Genomic DNA, 19,206 nt, shown 5'->3' with positions numbered 1-19,206 from the left:
CGCGGCGGCAAGGGCAGCGGCTGCACCTTACAGCAAAAGAGAATCATTTGCATCTATAGATGAGCATGGCACACCTGCCCGGACGCGGGATCAGCGCGGGCGATAATCGCAGTGGATCTGCAGGGCTTCGGTGGGGTTGTGGTGCAGTTCGAAGCCGCAGTGCTGCAGGCTGTGCTTCACCCGCGCGACCGCTTCGGCATGGCGGGCGACGCGACGATCCTGCCAGCGCGGCGGGGTGAACACGCCCAGCGGCAGCAGCCGTAGCCGCTTGCCGCGCAGTACCAGTGAGACATCGATATGACGGCCATCGATATCGTGGCCGTTGGCGCCGAAGATGGCATCGGCTTCATCGTGCCGCTGCGGATAGCAGGTGCGGAAGAGGGTGATGCCGAGTCGCCGCACCAGGCGCCGGAAGCCGCCGAGGCGGCTGTGGCGGGGCTCGAAGCCCCGGGTGAGCAGCAGGCGCAGTTCGGCAGGCAGCAGTGCCTGTGCCTCGAGCAGGCGTTGCAGCACCTCTGCGTCGATCTGGATATGGCGGGAGGGCCAGCGCGGGGCGACACGCAGCCCGTGGTGGCTGCCGCGGTGCAGGGTCAGCATGCGTGAAGCTTCGCATGCGGGCGAACAGCCGGGGTAGTGTCGGCCGCTGGCCGGCACCACCATCGTCGGGTCAGAGGTCGCGGTACTGGATCTGCGACGCCAGTACGCGGAGGCCGTCGGCATTGCTGGACAGGATGCGTTCTTCGCCAACCCCCTTCTGTCGCGTCAACTGGAAGCCCTGGTCGGCAGGCAGCTGTGCGGCGATGGCATCCATGCGCTGCAGGGCATCGGGGCCGCTGCAGTCGAAGTGGCCCCAGCAGGCGCCATCGCGGTGGATCTGCAATCGGTAGTTCATCGCGGCATCTCCGGCAGGCCCTGCAGCCAGTGGTCGAACATCGCGGTGGCCGCAGCCGCCAGCGGTGCACCGTAACGACGTGCCTGGGCGCGAAGATCGTTCGGATCGATGCCGGCCTGCGCCAGCTCCAGGGTGTGGCCGATCAGCCAGCGTTCGAACTGGCGGGCGTCCAGCTCCGGATGGCATTGCAGGGCCAGCGCATGGTGGCCGATGGCGAAGGCCTGATGGCGGCAGGCCGGCGTGCTGGCCAGGCGGTTGGCACCGGTTGGAAGTTCGAACGCTTCGCCATGCCAATGCAGCACGGGAATGCCTTGTAGGGCCTGCAGCGGTGAACGCTGGCCTTCATCGGTCAGCAGCAACGGTGCAAAGCCGATCTCCTTGCCACCACTGGCGGCGACGTCGGCGCCGAGCGCACGGGCCATCAGCTGCGCGCCGAGGCAGATGCCCAGGGTCGGCTGTTGCTGCTGCAGCCGGCGCTGCAGCAGGGCGATGCTGTCGGTGACGAAGGGATAGGTCTCTGTGTCATTGACGCTGATCGGACCGCCCAGCACCACCAGCAGGTCGGCGGTTTCGGCGCAGTCGAGCGCGTCGATACCGGCCTGCAGCACCTGCAGCTGCCAGCCCTGCGCCAGCAGCAGCGGTTGCAGGGTGCCGAGGTCTTCAAAGGCGACGTGTTGCAGAACGACCGCACGCTTCATGCCGGGGCTCCGCTGTTCGGCCAGTAGAAACTGTCCGGGGTGGCGCGGGCACCGAAGATGGCCTGGCCGACGCGGACCACGGTGGCGCCTTCCTCGATGGCCACTTCGAAGTCGCCGGACATGCCCATCGACAGCTGCGACAGGTCGAGGCCATGCGGGGCGGTGCGTTGCAACTGATCGCGCAGCTCGCGCAGGCGCACGAAGCAAGCGCGCACGCGCTCGACCTCCGGGGTGAAGATGGCCAGTGTCATCAGGCCGCGCACGCGCAGCCGGTCGAATGCGGGAAGCTGCTGCACGAAGGCTTCGACGGCTTCCGGTTCCAGCCCGTACTTGCTGGGTTCGGCCGAGGTGTTGACCTGCACGAACACATCCAGCGTACGGTCTTCCAGTTGCAGGCGCTGCTGCAGGGCCTCGGCCACGCGCAGGCTGTCCAGCGCCTGGAACTCGCTGGCGAAGCGCGCTACGTAGCGCGCCTTGTTGGTCTGCAGGTGGCCGATCACCGACCAGTGCACGCCCAGGTCGGCCATCGCTTCGGCCTTGCGCTGTGCCTCCTGCACCTTGTTCTCGCCCAGTTCGTGGCAACCGGCGGCCACCGCCATGCGGATGCGGGCGTCATCGACGGTCTTGCTGACCGGCAGCAGGCGCACGCTGGCCGGGTCACGGCCAACGCGGGCGCAGGCCGCGGCGATGCGTTGGCGCACCGTGACCAGGTTGGCGGCGATCTGTTCAACGGACTGGGCGACGGGCCAGTCGGCAGCGGCAAGGGGCATGCAGGCACCTCCAATGCAGGATGGCCAGGGTGGGATACACTGGCACAGGACAAGAGATATTTTGGCATAGGACAAAATGAAAATCACCGGGCATAGCGCCGAGTCGATCTTCGACAGCATCCGCGAGGGCATCGGCAAGGGCCGCCTGCTGGCTGGCAGCGTGCTGCCGCCGGTGCGTGAGCTGGCCGAGCAGCTGGGCGTGAACCGCAATACGGTGGCCGCTGCCTACAAGCGATTGGATGCGGCGGGCCTGGCCAGCACGGCGGGCCGTCGTGGCACGGTGGTGCGCGGATTGCCGCCGATGCTGGCGCGCGAGGGCAGCACGCCAGGGCTGGCGCTGCAGGATCTCGCCGGTGGCAACCCGGACCCGCGCCTGCTGCCGACCCTGCGCCTGGCCCCGGCGGCACCACGGCTGTATGGCGTGGGCACGGTCGACCCGAGGTTGCAGGCGCTGGCACGCGCCTCGCTGGATGCGGACTGCCCCGAGGGGTACGCGCTGGAGCTGACCCATGGCGCGGTCGATGGCATCGAACGCCTGCTGGCGGCGTGGCTGCTGCCGGGGGATCGCATCGCAGTGGAGGATCCGTGCTTCCTCGGCAGCCTCAATGTGCTCAATGCTGTGGGCCATGCGCCCTTGCCGGTGGCGGTGGACGCGCATGGCATGCAGGTCGAATCGCTGCGGCAGGCGCTGGAGGCCGGTGCACGTGCGGTGTTGCTGACGCCGCGTGCGCACAACCCAACCGGGGCCAGCCTGGATGCGAAGCGGGCACGGGCGTTGCGCCAGTTGCTGGCGGCCTACCCGCAGGTGGCGGTGCTGATCGACGATCACTACGCGCTGCTCTCGCAGCAGGCCTACCACTCGGTACTGCCGCTGGATTGCCGGCGCTGGGCGCTGCTGCGTTCGTTGTCCAAACCGCTCGGCCCGGATCTGCGGTTGGCCTGGCTGGCCTGTGATGAAGAGACCGCGTCGCGGTTGCGGCTGCGGTTGGCGTCCGGCACGGGCTGGGTCAGTCACCTGCTGCAGGATGCAGCGACCTCGGTGCTGGGGTCGGCAACGCAGCGGGCGAAGATCGCCTCGGCGGGCGAGCGTTACCAGCAGCGGCTGCAGTCGTTGCAGGAACTGCTGCGCGCGCGTGGCCTGCCGACGCCGTTGCCGATGGAGGGGCTGAACCTGTGGCTGCCGTTGCCGGCCGACAGCCATCCGCAGGTGCTGGCGCTGGCTTCGCGCGGATGGCATGTGCGTGCTGGCGAGGTGTTCGCGGTGGCGGCGCCGGGGCATGGCCTGCGCATCACCTGCGCGGCGCTGGGGGCCACACAACTGCGGCCGCTGGCCGATGACCTGGCGGCGGTGTGCGGCTTGTAGCGTCGAGCCATGCTCGACTTTGCTTCGCGTTTGTAGAGCCGAGCCATGCTCGGCTGCTGTTGGTAGAAGCAGTCGAGCGTGGCTCGACGCGACATGACCGTCAGTCGAGCATGGCTTGACGCTACAGAAGCAGATCAGGGCGCGGCGTTGGCGCCCGGGCGCACGTAGTAGGATTGGCCGCTGTCATCGACGAACATCAGTTCCGGCTTGCCCTGCCAGGAGGTGAGCATGGCGCCGGTGTTGTTCTGGTGCTTGACCATCAGGCTGGCGCCGCGGTCCGGGTTGGCCACCACCTTGAACACCTCCGTGGTGCCATTGGCATCGTCCAGGGTCAGCACGGCTTCACCGCCACGATCGCTGGTGCCATAGCCCCCGCGTTCGGAGCCATCCGGGCCGAGCAGGATCAGGCCGGACAGGGCGGTGGCGCGCGGCCCCTGGGTACGGCCCCGGCTGAGTGGGTCGGGCACCGGCGCGCCGAGGATCACCCGTGGTTGGCCGTTGCCATCGTGGATGATCAGCCCGCGCGCTTCGATGATGCGCTGTGGCGATTGGCTGCGATGCAGGTTCCAGGCGGTCCAGCCGGAAACCAGCAGGGCGAGTGTGGAGACCACCAGCGTGGTCAGCAGCAGTGCGCGGGGCATCGTATCGTCCTTCCCTGGATGCAGCGACGATAGCGGATGCGGGGGACTGATGACCAGTTCGTTGTGTGACGGCGTGTATCGTCAATGGAAATCGCGGCTGCGGCTGCGCAGCCCCTGCAGCAGTTCATCCAGGCAATGCATGCGCTGCACGATGACATGCTGCACGCCATCGACGCGTTCCAGGCGGCCGTCGATCTGCATCAGCTGGGTATCGACCAGTACCCGGTGCTGGCGATCGGCCAGGTGCCGCCAGACCACGGCGTTGACCATGCCGGTCTCATCTTCGAGGGTGAGGAAGGTGACGCCGCTGGCGGTCTGCGGGCGCTGGCGCATGCGTACCAGGCCGGCGATGCGCACGCGACGGCCATGGCCGTGGCCCGCCAGCTGCGCGGCATCCAGGCAGCCACGGCTGCGCAGCTGCGTGCGCAGGAACGAGACTGGGTGCCGGCCGAGGGTGGTGCCGGTGCTGCGGTAGTCGGCCTGCATGTCTTCCCAGGCGCTGGGCAGGGGCAGTGGAACGCGGGCTTCGGCGGTGGCGCGGGCCTGGTCGAACAGCGGCAGCCGGTTCTCCACGCCGGAGATATCCCAGCGTGCACGATGGCGATGGCCGCTGAGTCCACGCAGTGCACCGGCATCGGCCAGCAGGCCCTGCTGGCGGCGGTCCAGTGCGGTGCGCTGGCACAGGTCGCCGACATCGTCGAACGGGCGGCGCGCACGTTCGCGCATGATGGCCTGTACCGCCGCTTCGTTGCAGCCTTCGACCAGGCGCAGGCCGAGCCGGATCGCCGCCGGCCCCTTGCCGAAATCCAGCGTGCAGTCCCAGTCGCTGTGGCGCACGTCCACCGGCAGCACGCCGATGCCATGCCGGCGCGCGTCCTGCAGCAGTTGGTCGGGGCTGTAGAAGCCCAGCGGCTGGCTGTTGATCAGGCTGGCAGTGAACGCGGCGGGATGGTGGCACTTCAGCCAGCAGCTGGCATAGGTCAGCAGGGCGAAGCTGGCGGCATGGCTTTCCGGGAAACCGTAATCGCCGAAACCCTTGATCTGCTCGAACAGGTGTTCGCCATATTCGCGGCTGAAGCCGTTCTTCAGCATGCCGGACAGCAGCTTCTCGCGATGCGGCTCCAGACCGCCGCGGCGCTTCCAGGCCGCCATCGAACGGCGCAGGGCATCGGCCTCGCCCGGGGTGTAGCCGGCCGCATCCACCGCCAGCTGCATCACCTGCTCCTGGAACAGCGGCACGCCCAGGGTGCGTGCGAACACGCGTTCCAGCTGCGGCGGATACAGCGGTTCCTCCAGGTTGTCCAACGCCTCTGGACCCTGTTCACGCAGCAGGCGGCGCCGCTCCAGGTAGGGGTGCACCATGTCACCCTGGATCGGGCCGGGACGCACGATCGCCACTTCGATCACCAGGTCATAGAAATTGCGCGGCTGCATGCGCGGCAGCATCGCCATCTGTGCGCGCGACTCGATCTGGAACACGCCGATGGTGTCGGCAGCGCTGATCATGTCGTAGGTGGGGGTGTCTTCGTCGGGGATCGCATCCATGCGCCCGCTGTGCAGGCCATGCTGCTGCAGCATCGCCAGGCATTTGCGGATGGCGGTGAGCATGCCCAGCGCCAGGCAGTCGACCTTCATCAGGCCGGTGGCATCCAGATCGTCCTTGTCCCACTGGATGACGGTGCGGTCGGCCATCGCCGCGTTCTCCACCGGCACCAGGGTCGACAGGGGATGCTCTGAAATCACGAAACCACCCGGGTGCTGCGACAGGTGGCGGGGGAAGTCGATCAGCTCGGCGGTCAGCGCCAGCAGCCGCTGCATCAAGGGCGTGTCCGGATCGAAACCGCGTTCGCGCAGGGTCTCGGGCAGCGGCACGTGGCCACCCCAATGGTCCATCGCCGCGCCCAGTTCGTTGACCTGGTCCATCGGCAGGCCGAGCGCGCGGGCTACGTCGCGGATCGCGCTGCGGCCACGGTAGCTGATCGCCACCGCAGTCAGGGCGGCGCGCTCGCGGCCATAGCGCTTGAATACATACTGCAGCACTTCCTCGCGGCGCTCGTGCTCGAAGTCGATGTCGATATCCGGTGGCTCGTCGCGCTCGGCGGAGATGAAACGCTCGAACAGCAGGTTGCTGCGCGCCGGGTCGATCTCGGTCACGCCCAGCACGAAGCACACCGCCGAGTTGGCCGCCGAGCCACGGCCCTGGCAGAGGATGTCCTGGCTGCGTGCGAAGGCCACGATGTCCTGCACGGTGAGGAAGTAGGAGGCGTAGTTCTTCTGCCTGATCAATGCCAGTTCGTGCTCGATCTGTTTGCGTTGTGCCGGTTCGATGCCGCCTTTCCAGCGCCACGGGATGCCACGCTCGACCAGCACGCGCAGCCAGCTGTCCGGGTCGTGGCCCTCGGGCACCAGCTCGCGCGGGTAGGTGTACTGCAGCTGCTCCAGGGTGAAGTGGCAGCGCTCGGCGATGCGCAGGGTCTCGGCCAGCAAGGCGGGCGGATACAGCTGGGCCAGCGCGGTGCGCGGGCGCAGGTGGCGCTCGCCGTTGGGGAACAGGCGCCAGCCAGCCTCGGCCACGCTGCAGCGGTGACGGATCGCGGTCAGGGTGTCCTGCAGGGCGCGGCGGCGGCGCACGTGCATGTGCACATCGCCGCTGGCCACCAGCGGCAGGCGGTGTCGTTCGCCGAAAGCCTGCAGCTGCTGCAGGCGGCGCGCGTCGTCGTGCTCGTGGTGCAGCTCCACCGCCAGCCACAGCCGATCAGCGAAGCCGGTGCGCAGCAGCTCCAGGTCGGTGGCGGCCGGTTGCCGGTCCAGCCACAGGCACAGCAGGCCGTCGGGCAGGCCGAGCAGGTCCTCGCGCAGGCAGCGGTATTCGCCCTTGGCGGCCCGTCGCCGGCAGGTGGTGATCAACTGGCACAAGCCGGCGTAGGCGGCCTGGTCGGTGCACAGCAGGGCCAGCTTCGGCCCGTCCTCGACCTGGAATTCGGCGCCGACGATCAGTGCCACGCCATGCGTCTTCGCCGCCTGCCAGGCGCGCACGATGCCGGCCAGCGAGCATTCATCGGTGATCGCCAACGCGCGGTAGCCCTGGCCGGCGGCGCGCGCGAACAGTTCTTCGGCGATCGAGGCGCCACGCTGGAAACTGAAGGCCGACAGGCAGTGCAGTTCGGCGTAGCCGGGCAGTTCGTTGTGCATGACGGCTCAGCCGAACCAGCCGTGCAGCATCCACGGCGCATGCGGGTCATTGCGCTCACGGAAGGCCCAGCCGCGCTGGCCGTGTGCGGTTTCCACCACGTAGTAGTCGCGGCGCGCGTCGGCCTGGTCCCACCAGCCTGATTCGATCCGCTCCGGCCCGGCGACGATGCGCAGGCGCGGGTCACGCAGCGGTTGCGGGGTGTCCAGCAGCCAACCGGGGCGCAGTGGCCAGTATGCCGGTGGCTTGGCCGCAGGCTGGGTGCCGCTGGCACGCTCGGGCCGGTGGTCGGCCTGCACGGCCAGCGGTTGCACGGCGTCATCGCCGAGCCGCGCCCGCAGGCGCTCGCGCAGCTGGCTCCAGGGCATCGCCTGCGCCGGCCGGGTGTCGAACAGGTCGCGCGCGGCGGGCACGAACGGTGGCAGCTGTTCGGCCTGCAGGCGCAGTGCGCGGCTGCCAGCGGGCAGGGCGAACGCTTCCATGCGGTTGCGTGCGATCTCGAACAGCAGCGCGGGATCGCGCTCGGGTGCCAGCAGGCCGATGGTCAGCACGCTGGCCGGCAGCAGGTCATGCTCGAAATGCAGGTCGAAGCGCTGTACGCCGCCATCGCGCGAACACAGGAAGGCCGCCAGGTCCAGCAGCAGGCGGCGCAGCGGGAACAGCAGGGCCTGGCTGGATTCAATCTCGTATTCGAATTCGATGCGTGCATCGAAACGGTCCGGTGGCTGGTAGTAGCGCAGTGGCGCGGTGGGCAGGCCGCGCAATGCGTCCAGCTGTTGCAGCATGTCGGGCGCGAAGCGCCGGGCCAGGCTGTCGCGCGGCAGCTCGAGTACCGCACCCAGCGTGCGCAGCCCGGAGCGGCCGAGCACGGTCACTGCATCGCTGGGCAGGCCGCAGCGCGGCAACGGCAGCTGCGCCAGCGCCGCCGGCAGCTGCTGCGCATCGATGCCGAGGCCATCGTGGACGTTGGCCAGCACGCGCGCGGCATGCGCCGTGGGCGCGGCCACCAGGCGGTGGCGGAACCCGAGTTCATGCAGTTCGTTGCGCAGGCGCTTTTCGATCGTCAGCCAGTCACCGAACAGGGCACGGCTGGCGCCGATTTCCAGCACCAGTGCATGCGGGAAATCGAGGCTGACCTGCGAGCTGTAGGCGTAGGCCCAGCTGGCCAGCAGCTGGCGGGTGTGCTGTTCCGCGTTCGGGTCGTAGTCGTGCAGGTGCATGTCCTGCACCAGCACCTGCGCGGCCGACAGCAGCATGCCCGGGCGCAGCCCCGCTGCGCGTGCGGACGGGCTGACCGCACGCAGCACGCGGCGCTGCGCCGGCCCCTGCAGCAACACCAGTGGCCGCTGCGGGTCCGGTTGCAGGCGCAGCACGCTGTCCAGCGCCAGCTGCGGCAACAACAGGCAGGCCCAGTGCATGGCGCGGCCTCAGTGGGCGATGGCCAGCGGCAACGGCTGCGCGGGTGGCAGGCCGCCACGGCACTTCAGCACCCGTACCTGGCCGTGGTCGAGCTGCAGGCGCAGGCTGGCCGGGGAGGGGTTGCGCGCTGCCTGCGCCTCGCGGAACACGAAGCCCAGGCACTGGCCGCTGTCGGCGGCGACCTGCAGCCGGCGCAGGGCGCGATCGTCGGCCTGGTGCGGCCAGCACAGCACCGCCGCGCAGGCCGCAGAGCGCAGGCATTGTTCGGTGGCCCACAGCGCCTGTTTCGGCGCGGCGTGGATGATCTGCAGCTGGGCCAGGTCCAGCCCGGCGGCGGCCCAGGCCGGGGCGTGCGGGCGGTAGGGCGGGGCGACCAGCACGATCGGGCGGTCGCGCTGGCTCAGCTTTGCCAGCGCCGGCCAGACCAGCGCCAGCTCGCCCACGCCGGGCGCTGCCTGCAGTACCTCGCACAGCCCGCTGGCCGGCCAGCCACCGCCGGGCAGGCGTGCATCCAGTGCCGGGTGGCCGCTGGCCAGGTGGTCGCTGGCCGGTCCCTGGCGGGCCGGGCCACGCCACAACTGGCGCCCGTCCAGCAGCCGGTCGAGGGCGACGACGGCGCCCATCAGCCGGTCCTCCAGGGGAGGCGCCGGGTGGGCTGGAAGCGGCAGGAACGGGCGGAAACGACAGGCATGGCGCGAGTATCGACGGGCCGGTATCAGGGGCTGAGAGCGGACATGCTACTCGCCTTGTGAGTAGAATTACTAATGAAATTGGCGGGTCGGGTTTCAGGTTGCTGAAGGGGTAAAGGAGTGCCGACCAAGGTCGGCACCCACAGGTCCCGGTTACGGGCGGACCGGCAACGCCACCGGGCGCAGCGGCGCGGCATCGCCGCCGCGGATCTTCAGCGGGCCGCCGATGAAGGCGAACTCGTAGACCTTGTCGCGGGCCAGTTCGTCCAACGCCACCAGTTCGATGATCGGCGCACCCTGCTGGGCCAGCAGGTAGGTATGCAGCGGCACGTAGTCGTCGGACACCTCCGAGGGGAAGGTCTCGAAGCTGAGGTTGTCGGCGCCGACGATCATCGCGCCGCTGTCTTCCACCAGGAAGCGCGCCGCGTCCAGGCCCATGCCTGGCGGGTTGGCCATGTAGGCCCTGGGCTGTTCGAACAGGCGCATGCGGCCGGTGCGGATCAGCACGATGTCACCCTGCTGCAGCTTTACCTGCTGGCGTGCCAGCGCATCCTTCAGGTCCTGGCGGGTGACGCGGTAGCTGTCCGGCAGCATGTCCACGCCCTTGGCGCCGGCCACATCGATCAGCACACCGCGTGCGATCAGCGGTGGGAATTTCTCGATACCGGTGACGTTCCAGCCACGGTCGCCGAGGTGCTTGTCGGCCTCGAAGCCGTTCCAGATCTTTCCGTGGATGCCGAAGTGGTTCAGCGCATCGATGTGGGTGCCGGTGTGGCTGTACATCGAGAACGCGGTGCCGGTGTAGCTGCGGGTGAGGTTCATGGTCTCGCCCACGCCCATCGGGTCGTCCATCACCGTGCCGCGCGGGGTGTGGGTCATCCAGAACTGGTAGTGCGGGTCGCCGGCATCCTGCCAGCTGGGCATGCCGACGTAGTACTCGGTGGCCAGGTCATAGGCCTTGCCGCCGCTGACCCGCGACAGGATCGCCGCGCGCGAGGCGTCGGTGATCAGGTTGAGGCGGCCGATCTCGTCCTTCGGCCCCCAGGGGCTGGTGCCGACCTGCTGGCCGGAAGGAACGCGTTCGTGCGCGGATACAGGGGTGGAAGCGGCGGTGCCGGCCAGCAGCAGGGCCAGCGCGGTGGCCAGGGTACGTGGGGTCATGGGGAATCTCCTTGCAGGGTGGGGGAGGGTGCGGCTCAGGCCGCGACCAGGGGCGCCAGGGCCTGGCGCAGCTGTGGCAGTGGCAGGGTCTGCAGGCGCAGGCCGTTGCCGCCGATCACGGTGGGAATGGAACGGATGCCGAGGGCGGCGGCGTCGGCACGATCGGCCTGCACGCGCCGGGCTACTGCGTCGCTGCGCATGTGGTCAGCGAAGGCGCCACGGGGATGGCCCAGCGATTCGGCGATATCCAGCAGCACTTCGGCATCGCCGATGTTGCGGTGCTGGTGCAGGTGCGCCCATTGCACCGCGTCGAACATCGCGCCATGGGCATCATTGCCGCCGAGCACGCCGGCGGCCTGGCAGGCCAGTGCGCCGAGCCAGCCGGACGGATACTCGAAGTCCTGTGCGCGCATGCCTTCGATATCGATGCGCGCGCTGTCTTCATGCGCGGCGCAGTCGGTCCAGTGGCGCAGGATGATCGCCTTGGCGCGCTCCATCGAGCCGAACACCTCGACCATCTGCGCGCGCGAGTCCTGCAGCACGAAGCTGCGGTGACGCACCTGGATGCCGAGTTCGGCCGAGACCTGCTGCAGGCGCGGGGCCAGCACGAAGCACCAGCCACAGACCACATCGTGGAAGAAATCGACCACCGGCGCTGCGGTGGCGGGGGAAGGAACGGAAGACATCTGCCTGCCATCGGTGAGAGGGGAGGCGGCAGATTAGGCAGCGCGGCATGGCTGAAACAGCACGCCGCGGGCAGCTCAGTTTTCGCTGGCGGTTACGAATCCAGGCCGGCGCAGCCGGGCAGCTCGGCGTGCAGGAAATCGATGAAGGCACGCACCTTGGGTTGCAGGTGGCGCGATGTGGGGTAGACCGCATGCACGAAGCGTGGTGGATAGCGGTGGTCGGGCAGCACCTGCTGCAGTTCGCCACGGGCCAGCGCCGGCGCCGCCAGGAACGAGGGCAGGGCGCCGATGCCCATGCCGGCCATCAGCAGGTCGCGCAGCAGCAGACTGTTGTTGACGGTGACACGCGCCGGCAGGGTGATGGTCACCTGCCCATCGGGGCCGAGCAGCGGCCAGCTGCCGGGGGAGTCGGACAGGCTGTAGGCCAGCACGCTGTGCGCCTGCAGATCGTCCACCGCCTGCGGTGCCGGATGCTGCCGCAGGTAGGACGGGGCCGCGCACAGCACCTGCTGCAGCGAGGCCAGCCGGCGCGCCACCAGTCGCGAGTCATCCAGCTCGGCACGCAGCCGCAACGACACGTCGAAACCCTCACCGACCGCATCGAGCAGGCGGTCTTCCATCACCAGGTCCAGCGACAGCTGCGGATGCTGCTGCAGGAAGCGCGGCAGCAGCGGCGACAGCGTGCTCAGCGCGAACGATTGCGGTGCATTGACACGCAGGCGCCCGGCCACCTCGCCACGCTGTTCGGCGATGCCACGTTCCAATGCGTCCAGCTCGTCGAGCAGGCGGCAGCATTCGCGGTAATAGGCGTGGCCGGTCTCGGTCAGGCTCATGCGCCGCGTGGTCCGCTGCAGCAGCACCACGCCCAGGTGTGTTTCCAGCGTGCGCAACTGCTTGCTCAACCCGGCCGGCGACATGCCCAGGTCTTCGGCGGCGCGGGCCAGCCCGCCGCGTTCGACGATGCGGCGGAAGGCGCGCATCAGGTTGAAGGAATCCATGCCGGTCTCGGGCGCGATGAGGGCGCCATTGTAGATCCACGCCATGCGTGGATGCGGGAAACGCGATGCCGACCACGATGGACATCCACCAGAGGCGGGCCGTGTTGCGCCGTTTGTTCAAGCCCGCAACCGTCGCGCCACGCCAGCATGCAGGCCCCTCACGTTTCAGGTTGCCCATGAAGCACTGGATCCTCCGCCTGTATGCCCCGTTGTTCCTGTTCGGTTTCGTTGCCGCCGCCGTCGCCTGGGTCGGTCACCTCCACGGCGACCCGCTATGGCTGCTGGCCTTGCTGGCGGTCGCCATCGCGGTCTCGTTCGCTGCCGAACGTGCCTGGCCGTATGACCCCGCGTTCAACCACGGCCAGGGCGACAGCCTGCGTGACACCCTGCATGCGCTGGTCAACGAAAGCCTGAACCTGCTGTCGATCGCCGCGGTGCCACTGCTGGCAACGCTCATTCCGTGGCAGCTGTGGCCGCTGCAGTGGCCGTTCATGCTGCAGGTGCTGCTGGCCATCGTCTGCGCCGACCTTGGCATCACCCTGGTGCACTACGCCAGCCATCGCATCGGCTGGCTGTGGCGGTTGCACGCGGTGCATCACAGCGTCACCCGTATGTACGGCTTCAACGGCCTGATGAAACACCCGCTGCACCAGGCGGCCGAAGCCGTCGGTGGCGTGCTGCCGCTGCTGCTGCTGGGCCTGCCGATGCCGGTGGCCGCGGTACTGGCCTTCGCCATTGCCATCCAGCTGCTGCTGCAGCATTCCAACGTGGACATGCGCCCGGGCGTGCTGGGCCGGGTGATGGCCTGGGCGCCGTTGCACCGCTTCCACCACATGCGTTACGGCACCGCCGGCGACGTCAACTTCGGCCTGTTCCTGACTGTCTGGGATCACCTGCTGGGGACCGCCTTCGATGCGCCCGGCTATCGGCTGCAGCAACGCGACCTCGGCATCGGCAGCCAACCGGACTATCCGCGTGATTATCCCGGGCAGCTGCTGGCGCCGTTCCGCGAACTGCCGCATGGCGAGGTGCCGGAGCTGCCGGACGGGTTGCGCAGGCGCGGATGATCGGCGGTGTCAGGCCGCATGCAGCTGCAGGCCGTGCAGCTGTGCGGCACCGATGCCGAACATGCGGCGCAGGCTGCGTGACAGATGGGCGAGGTCGGCGAATCCGGCCGCGTGTGCGCTGTCGGTCAGGCTGTGCCCGCGCAGATGATGCATCAGTGCGCTGCGCAGCCGTTGCCACAGCACCCAGCCGCGCAGGGTCACCGCCAGATCGGACTGGAAGCGCCGATGCAGTTGGCTGGTCGATAGATGCGCCGCCTCGGCGATATCGGCGGCCGGCACCGGGCCGGGCAGGTGCTGGGCGATACGGGACAGCGCTGCCTGCACGCGGCGGTCCAGCGGTTGCGGCCGGCTCAGCCGTGGCAGCCAATGGTGCAGCGCCAGCGCGTTGTCCGGCAGCGCGTGCAGGTGCTGCTGGATCTGTGCGGGATCGGCGTGCGTCGGCTCCAGGAACACCGTGCAGCCTGCTTGCGGCGCCGACAGGATTGCGTGCGGCTGGAATGACGGCAGCCACAGCCGTTGGCCGTGCTGCTGCACGCCATTGATCTCGACCTGCCAGGGCGCGCCGTCGCTCAGCAGCAGTTGATGGGCGTAGTGCGCGTGCGTATCGCTGCCACCGGCGTGGCCCTGCAGCACGGCCACGTGAGCATCCAGCAGCAGCGTGCCATTCCAGGGCTGGGCGGGGGAGGACATGGAGGAATTGTAGATCCACGCCATGCGTGGATGAATCTCCATCGGAATGGAATATCTGGAGATCCGATCCCGTGCCGACCAACGGTCGGCACCCACCAACAGCAGCAGGTTCCAACAGCTCGCAGGAAACTGTCGAAGGCGGGGTGGGTCCGGTTGCGGGGGCGTGAGCGCCATGGATGGCGCGACCGAGCCTACAGGGACGTATTTACGGCGTCCCCCGCAACCGGACCCACCCCGCCCCCCCACGGATAGCCGCTTTTGCTTTTGAGGTTGCCGGCCAGCGGCCGGCACTACCGCAGGTGCCGGGCGCAGCCCGGCCATGCGTACCCTCACCGCCCGTGCGGGTCGGGCCGGTGATGTACGTACTCGACCACGGTGCCATCGGGATGCACCGCATTGAACGCCGCCCCGGTCGGTACCACCTGCAGCGGGAAGATGATCTCGGCGCCCGCGGCGACCAGCTTGTCGTGATAGGGCCGAACGTCATCGACCAGCAGCGTCCCCGTGGTCGAGGTGAACGGCGCCAGCGCTTCATCGCACCCTTCGATCAGCAGGAATGCACCGACCATCGCCAGGCGCAGGCCGGCATCGGGAAACGGAAAACCCGCATCGGCCACCACGCCCTGCAGTTGCTCGTAGAAGGCCACGCTGCGCTCCAGTTCGCCAGGCGCAACAAATACCCGGATCAGCACGCGTGGGCTGCGCTGGCTCGAGGTATCACAGCGGTCGCGCCAGAGATGATCGAAGTCGCGGTGAATGTTCATGGGCGGGGTTCAGGGCCGGTGACGCCCCATTATCGGCAGCCCCGTGCGGCCTGCTGATGACTGCCGGTGATGGCCTGATAACCGGCGGCCAGGTTGCCCCTGTGACTTAGGTCCTGTTGACAGGTGTGAACGCCCTCGCACAATCTTCACATGATTGGGTCGCCCTGCGCGGCCCGGGCAGGCAGGTTGTCACGCCGGGAGGAGGGTCCCGCGCGCAGACCGGCCCGTCCTTCGGCCTGCGGGACGTTGCCTGGCAACCCCTGCGCGGCATGAACGCTGCACCCTTCGGCGGCACTTTCCCTGGACCGATTGCCTTGGCAACGGAATTACGCCTGCCGATGAAAACGTTTACAAAGCCGCTTGCACTGTCCCTGGCCCTGTCTGCCGCACTCGCCGCTCCGGCCTGGGCCGATCCTGCGGCGTTCACCGTGTTGACCCTGGAACAGGCGCCGACCGCCGAGGCGATGCCGGCCCTGGCCGCCCAGCTGAAGAGCCTGAAGGTGGACGCGGTGAGCGTGCGCCAGGTGCAGCGCGGCATCGGCCAGGTCGATCCGCTGCAGGTGCTGGCCGACGGCCTGGGCTACGAGTACCGCTTCATTGCTGCGGGCAAGGACGATGGCCAGACCCAGCGCGGCCAGGCTGTGCTGACCCGGTTGCCGATCGCTGCCGAATCCGGTCCGGACCAGCCGGGCCTGAACTACCTGCGCCTGGACGACGGCCGCCACACCGTGGCGGTCTACACCGATGCCGGCGCAGGTGCCGCACAGCTGCCGGCGCTGGTCACGCGCTCGCGGCTGGGCGCACCGGCGGTGCTGCTTGGCGCGGTGGCCGGTGAATCGGCCAAGGCTGCAGGCTTTGATCCGGCGCGTGTGGCGCTGGAAGCGGATGCCAGCTATTTCAGCGACGGCTTCCAGGCCGCCAGCAGTGCACCGTTCAAGGTGGAAGGCAGCACGCTGCGTGCCACGCTGCTGACCCTGGCCTACGCCGCCGACAAGCACGGCGACACGCCATGGATGGACACCACCCTCAACGCCGATGCGCGCGCTGCGTTGCTGCTGACGGCGATGACCGAGGATGAGAAGTTCCAGATGCTGCACAGCTACTTCGGGCTGGGCAAGGATGGTGGTCCGCTGCCGGAAGGTGCGGTCGGCTCGGCCGGTTTCGTGCCGGGCGTGGCGCGCCTGGGCATTCCGTCGCAGCAGTCGGCCGATGCCGGCGTCGGCGTGACCAATCCGGGTGGCATCCGTCCGGGCGACTTCGCCACGGCGATGCCGTCGGGCCCGTCCACCGCATCGAGCTGGAACCCGCAGGTTGCCTTTGCCGGTGGCGCGACGATGGGCCGCGAGGCGTGGCAGCAGCGCTTCAACATCCTGCTGTCGGGCAGCGTCAACCTGCAGCGCGACCCGCGCAACGGCCGCAATTTCGAATACGCCGGCGAAGACCCGCTGCTGGCCGGTTCGATGGTCGGCGCGCTGATCCAGGGCGTGCAGAGCCAGCACGTGATCTCCTCGATGAAGCACTTCGCGCTGAACGACATGGAGACCCGCCGCAACTTCCACGACGTGCGCATCGGCGAACAGGCCATGCACGAGTCCGACCTGCTGGCCTTCGAGATCGCGCTGGACGCCGGCCGCCCGGGCGTGGCGATGTGCTCGTACAACAAGATCAACGGCACCTACGGCTGCGAGAACGGCTACCTGATGAACCAGGTGCTGAAGCAGGAATGGAAGTTCCCCGGTTTCGTGATGTCCGATTGGGGCGGCGTGCACAGTGGCTCGAAGGCGGCGCTGGCCGGCCTGGACCAGCAGTCGGCCGGTGAAGTGTTCGACGCGGCGGTGTTCTTCGACGAACCGCTGCGCCTGGCCGTGCATGGCGGCGTGGTGCCGCAGGCGCGCCTGAACGACATGGTGGCGCGCATCCTGCGCACGATGTTCCTGCACGGCAACTTCGACAACCCGCCGCAGCACCAGAAAGTCGACGCCGAGGCTGGTTTCGCCGTCGCCCAGCGCACGGTGGAAGAGGGCAGCGTGCTGCTGCGCAATGAAGGCAACCTGCTACCGCTGGCCGACAGCGTGAAGCGCATCGTCATCATCGGCGGTCATGCCGACAAGGGCGTGATCGGTGGTGGTGGTTCGTCGATGGTGGGCGTGACTGCCAAGGGCACCAATGCGGTGCCGGGCGTGATGCCGACCACCTGGCCGGGCCCGGTGATCTTCCACCCGTCCTCGCCGCTGGAATCGCTGCGCGCAGCACGCCCGGACGCGACCATCGAGTATGTGGACGGCAGCAACGCCGCCGCTGCGGCCAAGGCAGCCGCGCAGGCCGACGTGGCCATCGTGTTCGCCACCCAGTGGGCGGCCGAATCGGTCGACCTGCCGGACATGCAGCTTCCCGACAACCAGGACGCCCTGATCTCGGCCGTGGCCAAGGCCAACCCGAAGACCGTGCTGGTACTGGAGACCAACGGCCCGGTGCGCACGCCGTGGCTGGCGCAGGTGCCGGCGATGCTGCAGGCCTGGTACCCGGGCATCCGCGGTGGCGAAGGCATTGCCGCGCTGCTGACCGGCCAGGTCAATCCGTCCGGCCGCCTGCCCGTGACCTGGGTGGTGGACGAATCGCAGTTGCCGCGCCCGCACATCGACGGCCTCGGCTTCAAGCCGGCCAAGCCGTTCGGTGATGTGTTCGATTTCGATATCGAAGGCGCCAACGTCGGCTACAAGTGGATGGCGGCCAAGGGCCTGACCCCGACCTTTGCCTTCGGCCATGGCCTGTCCTACACCTCGTTCGCCTATGAAAACCTGAAGGTGAGCGTGGAAGGCTCGCGCCTGGTCGCCAGCGTCGACATCCGCAACACCGGCAAGCGCGCCGGTGCCGACGTCGCCCAGCTGTACCTGAAGCTGCCGGCCGGCAGCACCACGCCGATCCGCCTGATCGGCTACGACAAGGTGACCCTGCAGCCGGGCGAACAGCGCCGCATCCGCATCGAAGCCGAGCCGAAGACCCTGGCCCACTACGATGCGCAGGCCCGCCAGTGGAAGATCGATGGCGGCACCTACCAGGTGCAACTGTCGCGCAACGCCGCCGAACCGCTGCAGAGCGTGGACGTGCAGCTGGTGGAGCAGGTGCTGCGCTGAGGCTTGAAGGCATGGCCCCGAAAGGGGCCATGCAAAAAAGGGGACGGAGGGGATTAAGTCGTTTATGCATAAACGACTTAATCCCCTCCGTCCCCTTTTCAGGTGACGAACCACCCGCGCAGGAAATCGATCAGCTGCCGCACCTTCGGTGAGGGCTGCGTGCTGTGCGGGTAGACCGCGTACACACTCTGCTGCGGAAACCGGTGCTGGCGCAGCACCGGGCGCAGGCGATCCTGGGCCAGGTCGTCCTCGATCAGCCAGCGTGGCAGCACGGTGACCCCGGCGCCGGCCACGGCGAAGGCGCGCAGGCTGCTGGCGCCATCCACGCGCACCACTGCATTGCCCGGGTTGGTGGCAAACAAGGCGTCGCTGCCATCCGGTGCCACCACCGGCACGTCGGCCAGGCGCGGGTAGCCGAGGCGGGGCAGGTTGCCCAGCTGCACGGGGTCATCGGCAGCATCGGCAGAGGGCAGGCGTGCCAGCAGGCACGGAGCCGCCACCGCGCACAGTGGGTGCCGTTCCAGTTCACTGGCATGCAGGCCCGAATCGGGCAGGCGGCCGAGGCGGATCGCCAGGTCGAAACGTTCGGGAATCAGGTCGGCCGGCGCCGGTGAGGTCGACAGATGCAACTGCAGGGCCGGATGCCGCGCACGGAAGGCCTCCAGTGCGGGAATCAGGCGCAGCTGCGCGTACTCCGGAGTGGTGGTAAGGCGCAGCACACCCTGCAGCTGATGCTGGTCGCGGCGTGCGGCATCGATCGCCGCCTGTGCGGCATCCAGCGCCTGCACGCAGTGCTGCAGGAACTGCTCGCCGGCATCGGTCAGGGCCAGGTGGCGGGTACTGCGCAGCAGCAGGGTCACGCCCAGCTCCTGCTCCAGCCGCTTCAGGTTGAAGCTGACCACCGCACGGCTCAGGCCCAGGCGGTCGGCGGCGGCGGTCAGGCTGCCGGCCTCGACCACGGCGCGGAAGATATCGAAGCGATCGAGGCTGACCATGGTGGTCCATTGTCAAAACAGATTTGACAGTGTTGCAGCTGCCGTCGTG

At 68.6% G+C, this 19,206-nt stretch carries 17 protein-coding genes; 3 read left to right on the top strand and 14 right to left on the bottom strand.

Annotated features, from left to right (window positions below):
* Positions 1–90 precede the first annotated feature (90 nt).
* From AB1281_RS11110 to AB1281_RS11095, 4 genes are all read right to left on the bottom strand, one after another.
* On the bottom strand, positions 91–597 hold the full coding sequence (locus tag AB1281_RS11110) for a hypothetical protein (protein WP_430345928.1): 507 nt from the start codon (positions 595–597) through the stop codon (positions 91–93).
* 70 nt (positions 598–667) lie between these two features.
* Positions 668–892 carry a hypothetical protein gene (locus tag AB1281_RS11105; RefSeq protein WP_049444441.1) on the bottom strand — a complete coding sequence of 75 codons (225 nt, stop codon included), beginning with the start codon at positions 890–892 and terminating at the stop codon, positions 668–670.
* Positions 889–1,590 carry a glutamine amidotransferase gene (locus tag AB1281_RS11100; RefSeq protein WP_430345927.1) on the bottom strand — a complete coding sequence of 234 codons (702 nt, stop codon included), beginning with the start codon at positions 1,588–1,590 and terminating at the stop codon, positions 889–891. Before AB1281_RS11100 ends, AB1281_RS11105 begins: the two co-directional genes overlap by 4 nt.
* A complete protein-coding gene (locus AB1281_RS11095) occupies positions 1,587–2,360 on the bottom strand; it encodes a YggS family pyridoxal phosphate-dependent enzyme (protein ID WP_430345926.1) in 774 nt (257 codons plus the stop codon). Before AB1281_RS11095 ends, AB1281_RS11100 begins: the two co-directional genes overlap by 4 nt.
* Positions 2,361–2,436: 76 nt before the next feature.
* Here AB1281_RS11095 and ptsJ point away from each other — a divergent pair, with 76 nt between their 5' ends.
* Positions 2,437–3,723: a transcriptional regulator PtsJ gene (gene ptsJ, locus AB1281_RS11090; protein ID WP_430345925.1), complete on the top strand. Its 1,287-nt coding sequence runs from the start codon at positions 2,437–2,439 to the stop codon at positions 3,721–3,723.
* Positions 3,724–3,857: 134 nt separating this feature from the next.
* Here ptsJ and AB1281_RS11085 read toward each other — a convergent pair whose 3' ends face one another.
* The 7 genes from AB1281_RS11085 to AB1281_RS11055 all read right to left on the bottom strand — a co-directional run bounded on the left by AB1281_RS11085 (position 3,858) and on the right by AB1281_RS11055 (position 12,552).
* A complete protein-coding gene (locus AB1281_RS11085) occupies positions 3,858–4,364 on the bottom strand; it encodes a hypothetical protein (RefSeq protein WP_014037575.1) in 507 nt (168 codons plus the stop codon).
* 81 nt (positions 4,365–4,445) lie between these two features.
* Entirely contained in the window at positions 4,446–7,556 is a 3,111-nt protein-coding gene (locus AB1281_RS11080; RefSeq protein ID WP_430345924.1) for an error-prone DNA polymerase, read from the bottom strand.
* A 6-nt stretch (positions 7,557–7,562) separates the two neighbouring features.
* The gene (locus AB1281_RS11075) at positions 7,563–8,972 is read right to left on the bottom strand and encodes a Y-family DNA polymerase (protein ID WP_430345923.1); all 1,410 of its coding nucleotides are present in this window, start codon (positions 8,970–8,972) and stop codon (positions 7,563–7,565) included.
* 9 nt (positions 8,973–8,981) lie between these two features.
* Positions 8,982–9,596: a translesion DNA synthesis-associated protein ImuA gene (gene imuA, locus AB1281_RS11070; RefSeq protein WP_014037572.1), complete on the bottom strand. Its 615-nt coding sequence runs from the start codon at positions 9,594–9,596 to the stop codon at positions 8,982–8,984.
* 219 nt (positions 9,597–9,815) lie between these two features.
* Positions 9,816–10,823 (bottom strand): cyclase family protein, encoded by a 1,008-nt coding sequence (locus AB1281_RS11065; RefSeq protein WP_430345922.1) that lies wholly within the window; start codon positions 10,821–10,823, stop codon positions 9,816–9,818.
* A gap of 35 nt (positions 10,824–10,858) precedes the next feature.
* Positions 10,859–11,509: a DsbA family oxidoreductase gene (locus tag AB1281_RS11060; protein WP_164118332.1), complete on the bottom strand. Its 651-nt coding sequence runs from the start codon at positions 11,507–11,509 to the stop codon at positions 10,859–10,861.
* A 92-nt stretch (positions 11,510–11,601) separates the two neighbouring features.
* On the bottom strand, positions 11,602–12,552 hold the full coding sequence (locus AB1281_RS11055) for a LysR family transcriptional regulator (protein WP_430345921.1): 951 nt from the start codon (positions 12,550–12,552) through the stop codon (positions 11,602–11,604).
* 131 nt (positions 12,553–12,683) lie between these two features.
* Here AB1281_RS11055 and AB1281_RS11050 point away from each other — a divergent pair, with 131 nt between their 5' ends.
* Positions 12,684–13,574: a sterol desaturase family protein gene (locus tag AB1281_RS11050; protein WP_430345920.1), complete on the top strand. Its 891-nt coding sequence runs from the start codon at positions 12,684–12,686 to the stop codon at positions 13,572–13,574.
* A 9-nt stretch (positions 13,575–13,583) separates the two neighbouring features.
* Here the strand turns inward: AB1281_RS11050 and AB1281_RS11045 are convergent, their stop codons facing one another.
* Positions 13,584–14,288 carry a helix-turn-helix domain-containing protein gene (locus tag AB1281_RS11045; protein WP_430345919.1) on the bottom strand — a complete coding sequence of 235 codons (705 nt, stop codon included), beginning with the start codon at positions 14,286–14,288 and terminating at the stop codon, positions 13,584–13,586.
* Positions 14,289–14,593: 305 nt separating this feature from the next.
* Positions 14,594–15,028 (bottom strand): VOC family protein, encoded by a 435-nt coding sequence (locus tag AB1281_RS11040; protein ID WP_014037567.1) that lies wholly within the window; start codon positions 15,026–15,028, stop codon positions 14,594–14,596.
* 338 nt (positions 15,029–15,366) lie between these two features.
* Between AB1281_RS11040 and AB1281_RS11035 the strand changes: the two genes are divergently transcribed.
* On the top strand, positions 15,367–18,162 hold the full coding sequence (locus AB1281_RS11035) for a beta-glucosidase (RefSeq protein WP_430345918.1): 2,796 nt from the start codon (positions 15,367–15,369) through the stop codon (positions 18,160–18,162).
* A 98-nt stretch (positions 18,163–18,260) separates the two neighbouring features.
* Here AB1281_RS11035 and AB1281_RS11030 read toward each other — a convergent pair whose 3' ends face one another.
* A complete protein-coding gene (locus AB1281_RS11030) occupies positions 18,261–19,157 on the bottom strand; it encodes a LysR family transcriptional regulator (protein ID WP_430345917.1) in 897 nt (298 codons plus the stop codon).
* Positions 19,158–19,206: the final 49 nt, after the last annotated feature.

This window comes from Stenotrophomonas sp. NRRL B-14846, assembly GCF_050473585.1.
In the GTDB taxonomy this organism is placed as follows: domain Bacteria; phylum Pseudomonadota; class Gammaproteobacteria; order Xanthomonadales; family Xanthomonadaceae; genus Stenotrophomonas.
The sequence above is the reverse complement of the archived record's forward strand: the minus strand, read 5'-3'. Positions and strand labels throughout refer to the sequence as shown.